This window comes from Bacillus sp. FSL P2-0099 (assembly GCF_038007445.1).
GTDB classification, from domain to species: Bacteria; Bacillota; Bacilli; order Bacillales; family Bacillaceae_G; genus Bacillus_A; species Bacillus_A mycoides.
Genome location: NZ_JBBOXE010000001.1, coordinates 3625678 through 3643627, shown reverse-complemented (window position 1 = coordinate 3643627; position 17950 = coordinate 3625678). Strand labels below are relative to the sequence as shown.

The window sequence follows — 17950 nt, the reverse complement described above, 5'->3', positions numbered from 1 at the left end:
GGGATATAAGATGAATACTACTATTGAAAAACAGCAGATTATTACATTTAATACAGAACAGTGGAAAATGTATTCAAAATTAGAAGGTAAAGAATATCAAATTCATATTTCAAAGCCGAGGCAGCCAGCACCAGAGTCAGGATATCCTGTTATATACGTATTAGATGGCAATGCCTTTTTTCAAACATTCCATGAAGCGGTTAAAATACAATCAGTTAGAGCAGAGAAAACAGGTGTTTCACCAGCTATTATAGTAGGTATTGGTTATCCAATTGAAGGGGCATTTTCAGGAGAAGAAAGATGCTATGATTTTACGCCTAGCGTAATTTCAAAAGATGCTCCTTTAAAACCGGATGGTAAACCGTGGCCTAAAACAGGAGGGGCACATAACTTCTTTACGTTTATTGAAGAAGAATTGAAACCACAAATTGAAAATAATTTTGAAATTGATAAAGAGAAACAAACGTTATTTGGACATTCTCTAGGTGGATTATTTGCATTACATATACTATTTACAAATGTAAATGCTTTTCAAAATTATTTTATTAGTAGTCCGTCTATTTGGTGGAATAATCAATCCGTACTTGAAAAAGAAGAGAACCTTATAAATGAATTAAACAATGCTAAGTTTGAAACAGGGGTATTCCTTACAGTTGGGTCACTAGAACGAGAGCATATGGTTGTAGGTGCAAATGAATTATCAGAGCGCCTTCTCCAAGTAACACATGATAAACTTAAATTTAAGTTTTATGAAGCGGAAGGGGAGAATCACGCATCTGTTGTCCCAACGTCTTTAAGTAAAGGATTGCGATTTATTAGTCAAGTGTAGAAGACGTATATGAAAAAAGGTAAGCAATTGCTTACCTTTTTTCATTATTATTTTATTGCCACGTACCCATCAATTAAAAAGCTAGTGAAAAAACGAGTGATTTGAGTAAAGCCACATTCCTCCATGATAGTTAGTAAATCTGTTTCAGAAATAGGAAACATTTCTTTTTCAAAAGAATTTTCAAATCGTTCCCAATCTTTTAATGGAATTTGATTTTGCATCATATGGTTGCGCCAAGCATTTAATTGTGCAGAAAACATACTTGTATGGGGTATACCATTTATTGAAGAGAGAAAGAATGGAGCACCGGGCTTTAAGCGACTACTAATTTCATTAAGTAACTCTTTTTTCCCCTTCATAGTTGGGATGAAGTGCAGAACAAGCATACAGGTGGCAGCGTCAAATAATGGATTGGTTAATAATGAATGAACAGTTCCATGTACAAATTGAATTTGATTTTGTATGCCTGCGTTTTCAATTCTTTTTTTAGCTAACTGTAGCATGCTTTCAGATGGATCAACACCTGTAAAATAAAAATTGCTATTTTGTTTGCCTATTGAGAGGATTTCTTGTCCACCACCAGCACCTATAATTAGTAACTTTGGATTCATATTTTCTTTAGGGAGTGTAGTAAATAAGAAATGATTCATCATTTCATATAGGGTAAAATATCCAGGGATTTTCAACGGAATTGTTCGTTCATACGTATGTACAGTACAATCATTCCAGCTCATTTTTTAACCTCCTCTTTTACAATAAAGTTTCACTTTATTATGAAATGAAATGGTTAGAGGAAACAATCCCATAAATCTGGGGGAATAAAGATGATTTATGAACAGGCAACGAAAGAAATAACAGTGTTAATGAAAAGCGAGAGCTCAACTAGACAATTCCAAAAAGGGTTTTTAAATATATTAAAAAAGTTAATTCCATTTGATGCTTCCTGCTTCACCGCTATAGACCCACGCACATTTTTATCAACCGGGGCATATACAGATCGAATAATTGAACAGCTGCATTCGCAGTTATTTATGAATGAATTTTTAGAGGATGATTACAACAAATTTAAAGATTTAGCACGAAAGGCCCCCCATGTTGGCGCGATACGTATTGTCACAAATGATAATCCGATAAAAAGCGCTAGGTATCGAAATATTTTAAAACCAGCCGGTTTTATAGATGAAGTAAGAGTGGTTTGTATGAGTAAAGGAAAATGTTTTGGACACTTAAGTTTGTTTCGAGATAATACAAGAGTATCTTTTCAACAAAATGAATGTGAGTATTTATCAAAAATAAGCTCTATTGTGGGAGATACATTAAGAAAATCATTTATAACATGTTCAGAGGAACAAGTGGAAGTAGTAGGAACGGGTACGATTATATTAAATGAAAAATTTGACCTACTATATTGGGATCAAAATGGAAAGGCGTGGCTATCCACTCTTAGAACATATGAACAATTGAATGAAGATGACGTTCCAAGGCCAATACGTGCGGTTTGTTCAAGAGTGAAAGCAAACGAATCTAATAGGGAAGCAGCAGATGAAGGGGAAATGGTAGGTATTGGTTTATCTTGTGGACAATTTTTAGTTATTCGCGCGAGTAGGTTAGAAGGTTACGGTAGTTGTAATGATGGCTATATAGTTTTGTTTGAAAGAGCGAGGCCAGAAGAAGTTTTTCCCCTTATTGCAGATTCTTATAGTCTTTCTCAAAGAGAGAAGCAAGTGATAGTAGGGATTGTTAGAGGAATGTCAACAAAAGACGTGGCGGAAGAATTGCATATTTCTACGTATACAGTTCAAGATCATTTTAAATCCATTTTTGAAAAGGTAGGGGTATGTAGTAGAAATGAACTTATATGGGAGGTTTTTTCGAAGTTTTGTTTTTCTAAAGAGAAGTAATAATAGAAAAGAATCCAAAGTCATTTAGGATTCTTTTTTTATAATTTTTTTTTAGGATAACCAAAAACATTCAAATGAACATTTGAATGTTTTTGGTTAATAAGGTATACTGTATACATAATCAAATATATACTTGAATAAGAGGTGTTACTTATGAAAGAAGAACATTGTGAACTTTGTTATCACGATGAGCAAAAAGTAAAGCATGCAAGTGACATGTTGGAGAAAGAAAATATAAGTAGTGTAGCGAAAATGTTTAAGGCACTTGCAGATGAAACACGTTTGAAAATTGCTTATGCGCTGTATACGGAAAATGAGCTTTGCGTACGAGATGTCGCAAGTATTATTCATAGCAGTATTGCAACGGCATCGCATCATTTAAGACTATTACAAACAATAGGATTAGCGAAAAAGCGTAAAGAAGGGAAACTTGTTTTTTATTCATTAGATGACTCTCACGTAAATGGATTAATTGAATTAGCGTTTAGTCATAGTAGTGAAATGAACAAGAAAGAACTTGATATGTAATCATGCATTTTCATAAAGATACTTCTTTATGAAAATGCAACTTTAAAAGGAGAGGAGATAATAAGTATGGTAAAGCTAGTTTTAATACGGCACGGACAAAGTGAATGGAATGTTGAAAATCGGTTTACAGGTTGGACGGATGTAGACTTATCAAATGCTGGTCTTCGAGAAGCAAGAGAAGCTGGAGAGATTTTGAAAGCCGATGGATTCTCATTCGATATAGCATATACATCTGTTTTAAAAAGAGCGATGCGTACTTTGTGGATTACTCTTGAGGAAATGGATTTGATGTGGATACCTATTCATAAAACCTGGAAATTAAATGAGAGACATTACGGTGCACTTCAAGGATTAAATAAAGAAGAAACAGCGAGAAAATATGGTGATGAGAGAGTAACTTTATGGAGACGTTCAACAAATGTACGCCCACCAGCTCTTACAAAAGATGATGAGAGATATGAAGCGGCACATCCGAAGTATAGAGATTTAAAAGAAAATAAGTTTCCCCTTACAGAAAATCTAGAAGATACAGAAAAACGAGTTGTTTCATATTGGGATGAAGAAATAGCCCCTAATTTAAAAGATGGAAAAAAAGTGATTATTGTAGCGCATGGAAATACAATACGAGCTTTAGTAAAACATTTAGATCAAATTTCAGATGAAGATATAGAATATGTAAACATTCCAACAGGAACACCATTAGTTTATGAATTAGATAACGATTTAAAACCGATATGTCATTATTATTTAAGGGGAAAAGGAGAAGTGATAGAAAGAAAAATAGTGTAAAATAATCATTTCTATATACCCTACCTTAGTATTGTATGAGATTAATGGAGGTAACAAATATTGTTACATTATACTGTTGTAAATAAAGAAACTTGTGAATCATGTGGATTATGCCGCTCTATAGCACCAGATATATATCAATTGGATTGTAAAAGTAAAGCATTTGGTGCATTAGATCACAATGAAGGAATAATTGGAATTCCAACTACATTTTTGAATGCAATGGTGGCAGCATATGAAAGTTGTCCGACAAATTCGATTCGAGTAGGAAAAGAGTCGTTTGAAAATCAAAAATTAGAAAATGGTATGAGAATGGATTAAAGCTGCGTTTCTATATTAATAAAAGCAATAGACAGATAGAAGTGGTGAATTTCAGAACAAATGTTAATAGATTAATAAAAGGAGGAATTTATATGGGACATCATCACGGTCACCAACATCATGGGCATTCCCACGGACATCATCATTTTGAAGAGAGTAGAGAAGGGAATAAGAAAGGTTTAATTACGGCATTAGTAATTACGGCAATTATTATGTTTCTTGAATTTTTTGGAGGACTAGTTACAAATAGTTTAGCCTTATTATCTGATTCAGGACATATGTTAAGTGATACAAGTTCGTTATTATTAAGTTTAATTGCCATTGGATTAGCAGCTAGAACAGTTACTTCTACAAAAACGTATGGATATTATCGTTTTGAAATTTTAGCTGCATTAATTAATGGAATTACCTTATTTGTTGTGGCGGGACTTATCGTGTGGGAAGCAATCGGAAGGTTTTTTGAACCACCAACTGTAGCGAGTGGTCCAATGATGTTAATCGCATCAATTGGTTTACTAGCGAATTTAATTAGTGCAGGGGCTCTTATGAGACAAGGTGATGTGAAAAATAACGTCAATTTACGTAGCGCATATTTACATGTTCTTGGAGATGCTTTAGGTTCAGTTGGTGCGTTAGTAGCTGGTGCACTTATGTCTTTATTTTCATGGTATATTGCAGATCCAATTATCTCAGTAATTGTAGCGCTATTAATTTTAAAGAGTGCATGGGGAGTAACAAAACATTCCATTCATATACTTATGGAGGGTACACCTGTTTCAATTGAGATAGAACAAGTTAAGCAAGCTATTAAAGAAGTAGAGGGTGTACGTGATATACACGATCTCCACATTTGGACAATTACATCAGGATTAGATGCATTAAGTGTCCATGTAATGATCGATAAAAAACAGGACGATCAAGAAGTGCTTCAAAATATTATTACTATGTTAAAACAGGAGTTCCATATTGAACACGCTACAATTCAAATTGAAACGCTTAAGATTAAGCATAGTGAAATGGTCATTTAATAAAATTGAACAAAAAGGCTATGGAGGAAATTCTCCATAGCCTTTTTGTTCACGTAAGTAGAATTGTCCTTTTTGAAAGTTTTGTTTCAACTTTTCGTCTAAATAGACAAAAAGTTGTCACAATTCGGTCACAATTAGCATAAACATAAAATAGACGAAATGAACTTATTTCCAAAAAGGCTTGATTCATTCCATTCATGATTAATAGAGCTGAAAAAGCATGGATTAAAAGTTCACTATATTCTCAAGGAGGTAAATCGTATGAAAACTATTCTTGCTATCGCTGGGCTTATTTGGGTTTTATCACATGGTATTCCAATTTATGAAGGAGAACAAATTCGCAGTGCTCTGAATAAAAATTTTAATGACTATCATATCATTGATCGGCAAGATAATGTTGTGACAGTTCGTGTAAATGACTGTTTTCATACGGTAACCGTTGAAGGAACTTCAGTAGTGAATGATACAAAAGTATGTGATCAGCAATAATTATATATAGGAGGAAAAAAGTCTCAATTTACACGTGTGAAAATTGAGACTTTTATATTTGTGGATGAATAATAAGCGGGGATGGACAATCCCTGCTTATTATTGTTTTTTTGAAAAAAAGAAAGGGTATCATATTAATTGAGACTGAGAAGCTAATGATGTGTTAAGAATAATCATAAAGCGAAAATATACTCATATGGGGTATCCTACATAGATATTTGATGATATAATTGGTATACTCATAAAAGCAATTGTTTTATTGGATGAAGAGAAACTTTAAGAAGGTGATAATATGGATCATAAGGACCATGAATCAGTAACACATAGATCAGAAAAAGAAAAAGAACAAATTATAAATAGATTAAAGAGAATTGAAGGCCAAGTCCGTGGTATTCAAAATATGATTGAAAATGATCGTTATTGCGTGGATATTTTAGTTCAAATTTCTGCGATTAATGCAGCGATGAAAAAAGTAGGAATGGGTGTCTTAAAAAATCATACGAGTCATTGTGTTTCAGGAGCTATTAAAAATGGTAATGGTGACGAAGCAATTGAAGAATTAATGACAGTATTTGAACGTTTTTCAAAAGCATAAAAGCCAAGCTAGTATTTGACTAGCTTGGCTTTTGTTTATATAGGAGAAGATATATAAATTCATAATTGGAGCAAAAAAATAAAGATTTTAGAAAAAAATAAAAATCATGATACAAAACCATTGATTACCTTAGGGGGGTATGGTAAGATGTAGTTGTGATTAATAAACAATGAATAAACAAGAGGAGGATTTTAAATGGAACAGTTAACATTAAAAGTTGAGGGTATGTCTTGTGGGCATTGTGTAAATTCTATTGAAAGTAATGTGAAAGAACTAAACGGTGTTGAACAAGTAAAAGTTCAATTAGCAGAAGGAACTGTTGAAGTTACTATCGACTCATCAGTTGTAACGTTAAAAGATATCGTTGCTGTAATTGAAGATCAAGGTTATGAAATTCAATAATAATTTTTAATATAGAAATAAATCGTACTTTATATGGAGTACGATTTATTTTGCTAAAAATTATACCTTATAAGGGTATATAGAGGTGAGAGACATGAATGAACAAAAAGAGGCCAATCTCCAAATATCAGGCATGACATGTGCAGCCTGTGCAAATAGAATTGAAAAAGGCCTGAAAAAAGTAGAAGGTGTTCATGATGCAAATGTAAATTTTGCACTTGAAAAAACAAAAATAATGTATGATCCCCATAAAACAAATCCACAACAATTTAAGGAAAAAGTTGAGTCGCTAGGATATGGAATTGTAAGTGATAAAGCTGAGTTTACTGTTTCAGGGATGACATGCGCAGCATGTGCGAATAGAGTAGAAAAGCGTTTAAATAAGTTAGAAGGTGTGAACGGAGCGACAGTAAATTTCGCTTTGGAATCAGCTACAGTAGATTTTAATCCTGATGAAATTAATGTAAATGAAATGAAGAGTGCAATCACGAAATTAGGATATAAATTGGAAGTGAAATCAGATGAGCAAGATGGATCAACTGATTATCGCTTACAAGAAATTGAACGACAAAAGAAGAAATTTATCATTTCGTTTATTTTATCATTCCCGTTACTGTGGGCAATGGTAAGTCATTTCTCATTTACATCATTTATTTATTTACCTGATATGCTTATGAACCCTTGGGTGCAGCTAGCTCTTGCAACTCCAGTACAGTTTATAATTGGAGGCCAGTTTTATGTTGGGGCTTATAAAGCGTTACGTAATAAAAGTGCAAACATGGATGTTCTTGTGGCACTTGGAACATCCGCAGCTTATTTCTATAGTGTGTATTTAAGTATTAGGTCGATTGGTTCTTCAGAACATATGACAGATTTATATTTTGAAACGAGTGCGGTACTTATTACTTTAATTATTTTAGGTAAATTATTTGAGGCGAGAGCAAAAGGGCGTTCATCAGAAGCTATTAAAAAGTTGATGGGACTACAAGCGAAAACTGCCACAGTTGTGCGAGATGGAACAGAGATGAAAATTTTAATCGAAGAAGTGGTAGCTGGTGATGTTGTCTATGTTAAACCCGGTGAAAAAATCCCAGTAGATGGAGAAATTGTAGAAGGAAAATCAGCGATAGATGAATCGATGTTAACAGGCGAGAGTATTCCTGTTGATAAAACAATTGGGGATGTAGTAATTGGCTCTACAATGAATAAAAATGGATTTTTAAAAGTTAAAGCAACTAAGGTAGGAAGAGATACTGCATTAGCTCAAATTATTAAAGTAGTAGAAGAGGCTCAAGGTTCAAAAGCTCCTATTCAAAGGGTAGCAGATCAAATTTCAGGTATTTTCGTACCTGTTGTAGTTGTAATTGCTATTATTACATTTGCGGTGTGGATGATATTTGTTACACCTGGTGATTTTGGCGGAGCACTTGAGAAAATGATAGCAGTACTTGTTATTGCTTGTCCATGTGCTTTAGGTCTTGCGACACCTACATCTATTATGGCGGGATCAGGAAGGTCAGCTGAGTATGGTATTTTATTTAAAGGTGGAGAACATTTAGAAGCAACGCACCGATTAGATACAGTTATTCTAGATAAAACAGGTACTGTGACAAACGGGAAGCCTGTTTTAACAGATGTAATTGTAGCAGATGGATTCCATGAAGAAGAAATACTACGTTTAGTAGGTGCGGCAGAAAAAAATTCTGAACATCCACTTGCAGAAGCGATTGTAGAAGGAATTAAAGAAAAGAAAATTGATATCCCAAGTTCAGAAACGTTTGAAGCGATTCCAGGATTCGGCATCGAATCAGTTGTAGAAGGGAAACAATTATTAATTGGTACACGTCGATTAATGAAGAAATTCGATATTGATATTGAAGAGGTTTCTAAATCGATGGAAGCGCTAGAACGAGAAGGAAAAACAGCAATGCTTATTGCGATTAATAAAGAATATGCTGGTATAGTGGCTGTTGCGGATACTGTAAAAGATACTTCAAAAGCAGCTATCGCAAGACTTAAGAAAATGGGTCTAGACGTTGTTATGATTACAGGAGATAATACACAAACTGCTCAGGCAATCGCTAAGCAAGTTGGTATTGATCACGTAATTGCAGAAGTATTACCAGAAGGAAAAGCAGAAGAAGTGAAAAAACTGCAAGCGCAAGGTAAGAAAGTAGCAATGGTTGGAGATGGAATAAATGATGCTCCTGCACTGGCTACGGCGGATATCGGTATGGCAATTGGAACCGGAACGGATGTAGCGATGGAAGCGGCAGATATTACGTTAATCCGTGGTGATTTAAATAGTATTGCTGATGCAATTTTTATGAGTAAAATGACGATTAGAAATATTAAGCAAAATCTATTCTGGGCGTTAGCTTATAACGGCCTAGGAATTCCAATTGCGGCGCTCGGTTTCTTAGCACCTTGGGTTGCAGGTGCAGCAATGGCATTTAGCTCTGTATCAGTCGTATTAAATGCATTAAGATTACAAAGAGTTAAATTGAAATCTTAAACACTTTCAGCTATAAAGCGAATTTAATATGCTTTTTTACAATAAACAATACTTTGTATAAGTATTGTTTATTGTTCGTTTAGAAGGAAAAGTCGATATAATATAGAAAGAGCAGAAGTAGAATCATATATAGTGGAAGAAACTGCTTCGAAAATAAACACGAAATAATTATCCGGATAACCGAAATAAAAGAGTTAGTTTGATAAGGAGTTTTACATATGTTTAAAGATATTAAAATTAGAACATTCCAGAAAGAGGATTTAGAGCAAGTATTACAATTGTTCTATGAAACGGTTCATACGGTGAATGCAAAAGATTATAACGAGTTACAGCTACAGGCGTGGGCCCCAGAGCGACTAGATAGAGAGAGATGGCTACAGTCTTTAGAAAAGAATATTTGTTACGTTGCTGATTATAAAGGTGTGATAGTGGGATTTGGGGATTATAATGATGATCATTACGTAGATCGCTTATTTACGCATAAAGATTATCAAGGAAAAAGGATAGCATCATACATACTACAGAAGTTAGAAAAAGAAGCAGTGAACTTGCAGCATAGGGATATATATACAGAGGCGAGTATTACAGCAAAACCTTTCTTTGAAAGCAAAGGTTTTATTTGCATAAAGGAACAAAATAAGCAGCATAATGGTCAGATTTTTATTAATTATGTCATGAAAAAAATAGCCTTCTCATAAATGAGAAGGCTATTTTTCATTATTTTACAGCTTCTTTTAGTTCTTTACCAGCTTTAAAAGCAGGTACTTTAGAAGCTGCGATTTGCATTTCTTCACCCGTTTGTGGGTTACGGCCTGTACGAGCAGCTCTTTCACGAACTTCGAATGTACCGAATCCGATAAGTTGTACTTTTTCGCCAGCAGCTAAAGAGTTAGTGATTGATTCTACTACAGTTTGTAAAACTACAGTAGCTTCTTTTTGAGAAATCTCAGCGTTTTGTGCTACGTTTTTAATTAATTCTGTCTTATTCATGTTTTTCACCTCATATGTAAATAATGCTATTTAAGTTGTTATTATAACGTATAAAACATTCGAGAACAAGTGTACGTACATATATTCGCAAAAAAAATGAAATTTGTAATATTTTTTAGGACCAATTTATAGACATTCAATTTAAGCGGATACAGATTTTTTCTTTAATGCAGTTTGCTCTTTATTGGAAGGTAGTTTCTTATTATAAGATATGAAATAAGGTAATGCTACAAATAACATACCCCCTACTAAGTTTCCGAAGAAAACAAAAATGAAGTTTGGAAAATATTCAACCCAAGTTAAATGACCAGAAAAAATTGCAGCTGGGATGACAAACATATTGGCTACAACGTGTTGAAATCCAATCGCAACAAAAGTCATAACAGGGAACCAAATACCGACAATCTTTCCGATAAATTCTTTACTTCCCATACTGAGCCAAACAGCTAAACAAACGAGCCAATTACACCCGATTGCAGAAATGAAGGCTTGCAGTGGTGTATCTTGTAGTTTAGCTTGTGCAATAGAAACTGTTTTTGCTAAAAAAGCTCCCTCCGTTAAGCCGACGATATGACCAAAAAAATAAGCGACGAATATAGCACCTATGAAGTTGCTAAACGTAACAATAACTAAATTTCGTATGAAGTGAAATAAGTCGATTTTTTTGTGAAGCCATGCCATTGAAACGGTCATCATGTTGCCAGTTACTAATTCACCGCCTGCAAGGATAACGAGTATAAGACCGATAGGGAATACGGCAGCACCTAAAAAGCTAGTAAATGATCCCCAAGATTTTGGCATTGTTCCGATAACATGGATATCAAGTAAATATCCTAATGCTATGAAAGCACCACCAAAAAAACCGAGAATTAGCATAGGGAGCAATGATAAATGAGCTTTTTTTCTTCCAGAATTAGCAGCAAGTTCCGTAATTTCTTCTGGTGTAAATACAGACATGAATAATCTCTCCTCAATAAAATGATAGAATGAATAGAAGGAACATTTTAAAGAATCTATGTATGATAAAAATATGATATGACTTCTGTATAAATTTGTAAAAGTGAATGGGGATGAAATTGGATATAACGAACATTGTTCATGTTGTCACATTAATGTAACAATAAGGATTTAAAGTGATTTTAGAGGTGAAAACATGAATACGCATCATGTAAAAAAAGAACGAAAAAAATCAATCGTAAAGATATTTATTATTAGTTTCATAAGTATATTAATGATACCAGTAAGTTTGTATTTCTATGCGACTGAAATAGAAAGAAGACTAGTAACAGTTACGTGGAATGAAATAGAAGCTCCTACAATTCCTAAAGAGTTTAATAATAAAAAAATATTGCAGTTCTCAGATGTACATTTAGGACCAGATTTTACATTGAAACAACTAGAAAATTTGGTGGAGAAGATGAATGAATTACATCCAGATATAGTAGTTTTTACAGGAGATTTAATAGATAAGTTTGGATCCTATAGTGCGGAAAGAGAAGAAGCAAAGGTTATTTTGCAGAAAATTACAGCTCCCCTAGGAAAATATGCTGTGTTTGGGAATCATGATAGAGGTGGGGGCGGTAGTTTATTTTACAAAAAGTATATGGAGGAAGCTGGTTTTTCTGTGTTAGTAAATGAAGTGCAGAAAATTAAAGCGGAAAACGGCAAGTATATTACAATATCAGGTTTGGATGATTTTTTATTAGGGAAGCCACAAATAGACTCGACTTTAAAAAACTTAAGACAACAAGATTTCAATATGCTATTAATACATGAGCCGGATGTTGTAGATAAAGTATCTCGTTATCCAGTCGATTTTCAAATGTCAGGACATAGTCACGGAGGACAAGTTCAAATTCCTTTTGTAGGTCCTTTAATTACTACAAAACTAGCTGAGAGTCATGTTGAAGGTATGTATGAATTAGAAGGGAAGAGTAAGCTGTTACATTTATACGTAAATCGTGGTATTGGGACAACCCGAATGCCTGTTAGATTTTTGAGTGTACCGGAACTTTCACTATTTGTATTGAAGCAAAGTAGTGACTGAAGTAGAACGTTTAATATTTTGAAGAATTAAGAGTACTTTTAAAGAAAGTTCTCTTTTTTTATTGATTAAATACAGAATATTATGTATTTTTTATTTAAACTGTTAAAAAGAAAGGGGAATTTCTATGATAGAAACATGGCATAAAGAATTGGAAAGTTTATATAATCAAATGGTTTCGTGGCGAAGAGATTTTCATCAATACCCAGAGCTATCGTTTCAAGAAATAGAAACACCGAAAAAAATAGCTGAAATTTTAAAAAGTTTTCATATTGATGTGAAAACAGATGTCGGGGGAAGAGGGGTAATCGGCGTAATTGAAGGTGGAATACCTGGGAAGACGATGGCGCTACGTGCTGATTTTGATGCACTACCTATTCAAGATGAAAAGAAAGTTTCATATAAATCAAAGGTTCCTGGTGTAATGCACGCTTGTGGCCATGATGGACATACAGCAACACTTTTAGGAGTTGCAAAAATATTAAGTGATAACAGAGACCAACTTTCAGGAAAAATAGTCCTTATTCATCAACATGCAGAAGAGAAAGAGCCTGGCGGAGCAATTGCCATGATTGAGGATGGTTGTTTAGAAGGAGTAGATGTTGTTTTTGGTACACATTTATCTTCTCAGATGCCTTTAGGAATTGTTGGAACGAAAGCTGGAGCAATGATGGCGGCAGCTGATACTTTTGAAGTGAAGATTCAAGGGCGAGGCGGTCACGGCGGTATGCCACATCATACTGTAGATGCTATTATCGTTGCAACACAAGTTATTAATCAGTTGCAACTTTTAGTGAGTAGAAAAGTCGATCCACTTCAATCAGCAGTTTTAACAGTTGGTACATTCCATGCCGGGCAAGCCGATAATATTATTGCGGATACTGCTACGTTTACAGGAACCATTCGAACGTTAGATCCTGAAGTGAGAGAATATATGGAGAAGGAATTTAGACGAGTTGTTGAGGGGATTTGTCAGTCCCTTCATGCTGAAGTTAATATTCAATATAAACGAGGCTATCCAATATTAATAAATCATGTAGCTGAAACACGTCATTTTATGACGGTTGCGGAACACGATCTTGGCAAAGAAAGGGTCATGGAAGTACCACCTATTATGGGCGGAGAAGATTTTGCATACTACTTAGAACATGTTCCAGGAGCATTTTTCTTCACAGGTGCTGGTAATGAAGAAATAGGGGCAACATATCCACACCATCATCCTCAATTCGATTTTGATGAACGTGCGATGTTGGTTGGTGGGAAGTTGCTTTTAAGTCTTGTGAATAGTTATTCAAGAGATGGAAAAGAATTTCTTCATCATGTAGAAGTGAAAAAGTAATTTACATAAATAAAAAACAACAATAGGTCATATAAAACCTATTGTTGTTTTTTATTATTTTTGCAAGGAAAGACTATCAAAATATGTTCTATAGTTATTAGAGAATTCAAAGTTGTTTTTTGCATCCCAATTAATAGACCAAGACATTAGGCCACGGAATGCAGGATAGCCACTCTGATTTGAAAGTTTATACTTTCCTCCGAAAGGAATTCCTTTAATGATATAATCTAAAGCTTTTTTCATTTCAGTTGGAGAAATATATCCGCCACTTGGAGCGGCCGCTGGTGCTGCAGGAAGTCCAATCATGACTTGATCCGAACGAAGAGGCGGGAAAATGTTATTTGCATTACCACCTACAGGAAAACCATGTAAGAGCATATCTGCCATAGCGACTTCGTAGTCTGCAGTACCTTGATTGTAGTTATTACCGTCCATTCCAATCCCGCTACCAGCGTTGTAGTGTTGAACGTGAATGTATGTTAGTTTGTCTTTCACTCCGTAAATAATAGGTAAATATGCACCCCAGATGCTTCCATATGCGCTATAGCCGCCTTGAACATAAGCTGTTTCAGGAGCCATGCTTAATAGGAAATCTGGACCGTAATGGTCTGAAATCGTTCGAATTGCTGAGATAAGATTCACGATTTGAGGAGTTGTTGGGTTTTTAAAATTAGTGTCATTACCGTTTAAGTAAATACCTGATTCAAGGTCAATATCTATTCCATCAAAACCGTATTTATCGATTAGAGATTGTATGGAATTAATAAAACGTTGTTTAGCAGCATTGTCAGGAAGTAAAACGACCCCATTTTGTCCACCTATTGAAAGAACTACTTTTTTTCCTTTACTTTTTAAATAGGAAATATCAGATTTGAATTCTGCATCTGTACCATACACAGGGGAAAATTCAACAGTGGAACGATCACCACCAGTTTCACCGAAAGATACATTGAGTACATCCCATTTTGGTGAAACGTCTCTTAATTTAATAATGCCAGTACCGTTATCAAAGTTATGCCAGTATCCAACGAGTAATTTTGATCCTAAATTGTTTGCTGCTTGTGCTTGAAAGGGAGCTAGCGGTAGCAGTAAGAAAATTACTAAAGTACAACAAATGAATTTGAACTTGTTTAACATATCAACACTCCTATACAAAAAGTTGTCTAGATGTATAATCTTGTTTATTTAATGGTATCTGAAAATTCATTCTCTTGTAAGGTGACTATAATTTTCTCAACAATTGTGTATGGGAAATTATTAAACCTAATGAAATAATTTTTGAAGGAGGTCGAATTACGATTGTTAAATTCAGAATATTTTGATATATTTTAAAGTATAGGATAAGATTTTTCACATAATACTCTTACGTAAATTTCAAAATTAAGTTTGGAAGGGGATGTACAAGAGTTGGATAAAAATCTTAAGAAAGACCTCAAAATACGCCACATTACAATGATTTCCATTGGTGGCGTAATAGGAGCTGGTTTGTTTGTTGGAAGTGGTGCGGTTGTGCATTCAGCAGGTCCAGGTTCTATCGTTTCATATGCATTAGCAGGACTTCTAGTTATTTTCGTTATGAGAATGCTAGGAGAAATGGCAGCTATTAATCCGACAAGTGGTTCATTTGCAACATATGCAAGAGAGGCAATTGGTCCATGGGCAGGTTATACAATTGGGTGGCTATATTGGTTTTTCTGGGTAATTGTTATTGCAATAGAAGCTACAGCAGGTGCTGGTATTATTCAATACTGGATTCCAGAAATCCCACTCTGGTTATTAAGCTTAATATTAACGATTTTATTAACGTTGACGAATGTTTTCTCGGTGAAATCATTTGGAGAATTTGAATATTGGTTTTCATTTATTAAAGTAATAAGTATTGTTTTGTTCCTTTGTCTTGGACTAGCTGTTATTTTAGGATTTGTACCAGGAACGGAAGCACCTGGCACTTCGAATTTGGTAGGTCAAGGAGGATTCATGCCAAATGGTATAAGTTCGGTGTTACTTGGAATCACCGTCGTTATATTTTCATTTATGGGATCTGAGATTGTTGCAGTGGCCGCTGGAGAGTCTGCCGAACCTGTAAAGGCAGTCAAAACAGCAACAAATAGTGTAATTTGGCGTATTCTCGTATTTTTCATTGGATCGATCGCTGTAGTTGTTACACTCCTTCCGTGGAATTCGGCGAACATACTAAAAAGCCCATTTGTGGCGGTACTGGAACATATAGGGATACCAGCGGCAGCGCAAATTATGAATTTTATCGTTTTAACAGCTGTACTTTCTTGTTTAAATTCGGGTTTATATACGAACTCAAGAATGCTTTTTTCAATGGCAGAAAGAGGAGATGCGCCAAAGGCATTTTTGAAATTGAATAGTAGTGGTGTTCCAGTTCGGGCGGTTTTATTTGGAACTTTCTTTGCTTACATTGGAGTTGTTTTTAGTTACATATCTCCAGATAAAGTATTTTTATTTTTAGTGAATGCATCTGGCGGGATTGCGTTACTCGTTTATCTCGTTATAGCAGTTTCACATTTCAAGATACGTAAAAAAATGGGGAAAGCGGAACAACAAAATTTGAAAGTGAAAATGTGGCTTTTTCCATATGTAACATATGTTACAATTGCTGCGATTATAGCAGTTTTAGTTGCCATGCTCGCAATTGAATCTTTACGTTCACAAGCGCTTTTAACAATGCTTGTTACTGTTCTTATAATAATTTCTTATTTTATTTTTAATAGAAATAAAAATAGTACATTGTTGAATCCTAAAAGTAAGAATGAGGAATCTGTTCGATTCTAATTTCTTGTTTTAGAAGAGAGTTACACCCAATCATTGCTATAAAAGAATCATATATAATCATAGAAACAAGTAATTACTATTGTCATAGTGAATATAAACTTTTTTCTTGACTTTTTATATGAAGGCGAGCAAAATAGTAAAAAAGGAAGGGGGGATGACGATGGAAGAGTACGTATTAGAGCTGTATAACTTTTTATATACGACAGAATGGCAAGATATTGTTTCATTTCTAGGAATAATGTTTTGTATGAAAATTGTAATTGTATATATGGAAGAGCAAGGTATGTTCTATTCCTTCTCATCTCCGTTCGATGTGCAGCGCGAGCCGTTGCCAAACTATGCCAAGGTAAATTACGAACAATTTCCTTTTGTGATTTTCTTTATGATTCGATTTATAACAGCAATTGTAAAGAAAAAGGAAAGTGACGATGAAGAGTGCCACTCAACTTGTAATATAGCGACTGCTTTTTAAGCTAAATACAAGGAGGAGATTTATATGTGGTTTCGATTTCTTATGATTGGTTTCTTTTCATTAACAGCAATTTCATTAATGGGATATCAAGTGTCTGAAATATATCAAGCGTATAGCAGTACGTTTTTTAACAAAAACTAATCGCATTGCTATTTGAATAATAAAGCGATAAAATCCTTCTTAAGAAGTATTGTTAAGAAGGGTTTTTTCTTTGCCCTGTCTTACTGTGTCAAACTATTGTCACATTTACACTGTGAATAATATGTTAAAATAGTGAGGTTACGTATACATATTTGAAGGAAGAGGAGTGACCATTTTGGTGGATCAATCAACGAATCAGAAAAGCTATGCTCCTATTGTGATAACGCTTTCTGTAATTGTAAATGCGATTATTTTATTTTTGTTCTTTGGACCTGTTGGCTATGAAGGAGAAGTACATTTTGATGTAACAATTTTACCAATGTTAAATGCAATTTTTAATAGCTTTACGTTCGTATTCTTATTAGCAGCTTTATACTCTATTATTAAGAAGAATGTGAAAATGCACCGTGGTTTCATCCTAGCAGCATTTACAACGACGTTGCTATTTTGTGTTTCTTATTTATCGTATCATTACTTGGCGCCAGCAACACATTTTGGCGGAGAAGGATTCATTAAATATGTGTATTTCATCATTTTAATTACACATATTATCCTTGCAGCAATTATTGTACCGCTTGCATTGTTTGCACTTGTGTTTGGTTTTACGAATCAATTAACACGTCACCGTAAAATTGTACGTTGGACGATGCCGATTTGGTTATATGTAAGTTTATCTGGTGTTATTGTTTACTTAATGATCTCACCTTATTATCAATAAAAAAAATCTCAGCCTGTAGGCTGGGATTTTTTTATTAGGCAACTATT

At 34.3% G+C, this 17950-nt stretch carries 20 protein-coding genes; 16 read left to right on the top strand and 4 right to left on the bottom strand.

Annotated features, from left to right (window positions below; genetic code table 11):
- Positions 1–10 precede the first annotated feature (10 nt).
- On the top strand, positions 11–829 hold the full coding sequence (locus MKY90_RS18735; RefSeq protein ID WP_341092259.1) for an alpha/beta hydrolase: 819 nt from the start codon (positions 11–13) through the stop codon (positions 827–829).
- 47 nt (positions 830–876) lie between these two features.
- On the opposite strand, the gene MKY90_RS18730 is transcribed toward MKY90_RS18735, so the two are convergent.
- Entirely contained in the window at positions 877–1563 is a 687-nt protein-coding gene (locus tag MKY90_RS18730) for a class I SAM-dependent methyltransferase (protein WP_078203093.1), read from the bottom strand.
- 90 nt (positions 1564–1653) lie between these two features.
- Here MKY90_RS18730 and MKY90_RS18725 point away from each other — a divergent pair, with 90 nt between their 5' ends.
- From MKY90_RS18725 to MKY90_RS18680, 10 genes are all read left to right on the top strand, one after another.
- On the top strand, positions 1654–2730 hold the full coding sequence (locus MKY90_RS18725; protein WP_016096283.1) for a helix-turn-helix transcriptional regulator: 1077 nt from the start codon (positions 1654–1656) through the stop codon (positions 2728–2730).
- Positions 2731–2883: 153 nt separating this feature from the next.
- On the top strand, positions 2884–3258 hold the full coding sequence (locus MKY90_RS18720) for an ArsR/SmtB family transcription factor (RefSeq protein WP_002066747.1): 375 nt from the start codon (positions 2884–2886) through the stop codon (positions 3256–3258).
- Between the two features lie 66 nt (positions 3259–3324).
- On the top strand, positions 3325–4047 hold the full coding sequence (gene gpmA, locus MKY90_RS18715) for a 2,3-diphosphoglycerate-dependent phosphoglycerate mutase (RefSeq protein WP_078203092.1): 723 nt from the start codon (positions 3325–3327) through the stop codon (positions 4045–4047).
- A gap of 60 nt (positions 4048–4107) precedes the next feature.
- Positions 4108–4368, top strand: a complete 261-nt coding sequence (locus MKY90_RS18710) for a ferredoxin (protein ID WP_002066749.1) — start codon at positions 4108–4110, stop codon at positions 4366–4368.
- A gap of 92 nt (positions 4369–4460) precedes the next feature.
- A complete protein-coding gene (locus tag MKY90_RS18705) occupies positions 4461–5396 on the top strand; it encodes a cation diffusion facilitator family transporter (protein ID WP_002167777.1) in 936 nt (311 codons plus the stop codon).
- Positions 5397–5657: 261 nt separating this feature from the next.
- Entirely contained in the window at positions 5658–5885 is a 228-nt protein-coding gene (locus MKY90_RS18700) for a hypothetical protein (protein ID WP_002190443.1), read from the top strand.
- A 292-nt stretch (positions 5886–6177) separates the two neighbouring features.
- Entirely contained in the window at positions 6178–6480 is a 303-nt protein-coding gene (locus tag MKY90_RS18695; RefSeq protein ID WP_002014668.1) for a metal-sensing transcriptional repressor, read from the top strand.
- 195 nt (positions 6481–6675) lie between these two features.
- Entirely contained in the window at positions 6676–6882 is a 207-nt protein-coding gene (copZ, locus tag MKY90_RS18690) for a copper chaperone CopZ (protein ID WP_002033654.1), read from the top strand.
- Between the two features lie 94 nt (positions 6883–6976).
- Positions 6977–9397: a heavy metal translocating P-type ATPase gene (locus MKY90_RS18685; RefSeq protein ID WP_098168932.1), complete on the top strand. Its 2421-nt coding sequence runs from the start codon at positions 6977–6979 to the stop codon at positions 9395–9397.
- A 218-nt stretch (positions 9398–9615) separates the two neighbouring features.
- The gene (locus MKY90_RS18680) at positions 9616–10095 is read left to right on the top strand and encodes a GNAT family N-acetyltransferase (RefSeq protein ID WP_002033656.1); all 480 of its coding nucleotides are present in this window, start codon (positions 9616–9618) and stop codon (positions 10093–10095) included.
- Positions 10096–10114: 19 nt separating this feature from the next.
- Here MKY90_RS18680 and MKY90_RS18675 read toward each other — a convergent pair whose 3' ends face one another.
- Both MKY90_RS18675 and MKY90_RS18670 read right to left on the bottom strand, forming a co-directional pair.
- Positions 10115–10387, bottom strand: coding sequence for an HU family DNA-binding protein (locus MKY90_RS18675; RefSeq protein WP_002033657.1), 273 nt, complete (start codon positions 10385–10387; stop codon positions 10115–10117).
- Positions 10388–10528: 141 nt separating this feature from the next.
- Complete coding sequence (locus tag MKY90_RS18670; RefSeq protein WP_002014675.1) at positions 10529–11344, bottom strand: formate/nitrite transporter family protein; 816 nt, start codon at positions 11342–11344, stop codon at positions 10529–10531.
- Positions 11345–11540: 196 nt separating this feature from the next.
- Between MKY90_RS18670 and MKY90_RS18665 the strand changes: the two genes are divergently transcribed.
- Complete coding sequence (locus MKY90_RS18665; RefSeq protein ID WP_002167779.1) at positions 11541–12434, top strand: metallophosphoesterase; 894 nt, start codon at positions 11541–11543, stop codon at positions 12432–12434.
- Between the two features lie 124 nt (positions 12435–12558).
- The gene (locus MKY90_RS18660) at positions 12559–13770 is read left to right on the top strand and encodes a M20 metallopeptidase family protein (protein ID WP_002167780.1); all 1212 of its coding nucleotides are present in this window, start codon (positions 12559–12561) and stop codon (positions 13768–13770) included.
- Between the two features lie 54 nt (positions 13771–13824).
- Here MKY90_RS18660 and MKY90_RS18655 read toward each other — a convergent pair whose 3' ends face one another.
- On the bottom strand, positions 13825–14907 hold the full coding sequence (locus tag MKY90_RS18655) for a chitinase (RefSeq protein WP_078185578.1): 1083 nt from the start codon (positions 14905–14907) through the stop codon (positions 13825–13827).
- Positions 14908–15177: 270 nt separating this feature from the next.
- Between MKY90_RS18655 and gabP the strand changes: the two genes are divergently transcribed.
- The 3 genes from gabP to MKY90_RS18640 all read left to right on the top strand — a co-directional run bounded on the left by gabP (position 15178) and on the right by MKY90_RS18640 (position 17903).
- The gene (gene gabP, locus MKY90_RS18650; RefSeq protein WP_000360102.1) at positions 15178–16572 is read left to right on the top strand and encodes a GABA permease; all 1395 of its coding nucleotides are present in this window, start codon (positions 15178–15180) and stop codon (positions 16570–16572) included.
- A 160-nt stretch (positions 16573–16732) separates the two neighbouring features.
- Positions 16733–17044: a hypothetical protein gene (locus MKY90_RS18645; protein WP_002087964.1), complete on the top strand. Its 312-nt coding sequence runs from the start codon at positions 16733–16735 to the stop codon at positions 17042–17044.
- A gap of 316 nt (positions 17045–17360) precedes the next feature.
- Positions 17361–17903: a DUF420 domain-containing protein gene (locus MKY90_RS18640; RefSeq protein ID WP_000228316.1), complete on the top strand. Its 543-nt coding sequence runs from the start codon at positions 17361–17363 to the stop codon at positions 17901–17903.
- Positions 17904–17950 lie beyond the last annotated feature (47 nt).

Bases quoted from the DNA above. Each gene is read 5' to 3' on its own strand.
- MKY90_RS18735 (WP_341092259.1), top strand. From the start codon at position 11: ATGAATACTACTATTGAAAAACAGCAGATTATTACATTTAATACAGAA.
- MKY90_RS18730 (WP_078203093.1), bottom strand. From the start codon at position 1,563: ATGAGCTGGAATGATTGTACTGTACATACGTATGAACGAACAATTCCG.
- MKY90_RS18725 (WP_016096283.1), top strand. From the start codon at position 1,654: ATGATTTATGAACAGGCAACGAAAGAAATAACAGTGTTAATGAAAAGC.
- MKY90_RS18720 (WP_002066747.1), top strand. From the start codon at position 2,884: ATGAAAGAAGAACATTGTGAACTTTGTTATCACGATGAGCAAAAAGTA.
- gpmA (WP_078203092.1), top strand. From the start codon at position 3,325: ATGGTAAAGCTAGTTTTAATACGGCACGGACAAAGTGAATGGAATGTT.
- MKY90_RS18705 (WP_002167777.1), top strand. From the start codon at position 4,461: ATGGGACATCATCACGGTCACCAACATCATGGGCATTCCCACGGACAT.
- MKY90_RS18700 (WP_002190443.1), top strand. From the start codon at position 5,658: ATGAAAACTATTCTTGCTATCGCTGGGCTTATTTGGGTTTTATCACAT.
- MKY90_RS18695 (WP_002014668.1), top strand. From the start codon at position 6,178: ATGGATCATAAGGACCATGAATCAGTAACACATAGATCAGAAAAAGAA.
- copZ (WP_002033654.1), top strand. From the start codon at position 6,676: ATGGAACAGTTAACATTAAAAGTTGAGGGTATGTCTTGTGGGCATTGT.
- MKY90_RS18685 (WP_098168932.1), top strand. From the start codon at position 6,977: ATGAATGAACAAAAAGAGGCCAATCTCCAAATATCAGGCATGACATGT.
- MKY90_RS18680 (WP_002033656.1), top strand. From the start codon at position 9,616: ATGTTTAAAGATATTAAAATTAGAACATTCCAGAAAGAGGATTTAGAG.
- MKY90_RS18675 (WP_002033657.1), bottom strand. From the start codon at position 10,387: ATGAATAAGACAGAATTAATTAAAAACGTAGCACAAAACGCTGAGATT.
- MKY90_RS18670 (WP_002014675.1), bottom strand. From the start codon at position 11,344: ATGTCTGTATTTACACCAGAAGAAATTACGGAACTTGCTGCTAATTCT.
- MKY90_RS18665 (WP_002167779.1), top strand. From the start codon at position 11,541: ATGAATACGCATCATGTAAAAAAAGAACGAAAAAAATCAATCGTAAAG.
- MKY90_RS18660 (WP_002167780.1), top strand. From the start codon at position 12,559: ATGATAGAAACATGGCATAAAGAATTGGAAAGTTTATATAATCAAATG.
- MKY90_RS18655 (WP_078185578.1), bottom strand. From the start codon at position 14,907: ATGTTAAACAAGTTCAAATTCATTTGTTGTACTTTAGTAATTTTCTTA.
- MKY90_RS18645 (WP_002087964.1), top strand. From the start codon at position 16,733: ATGGAAGAGTACGTATTAGAGCTGTATAACTTTTTATATACGACAGAA.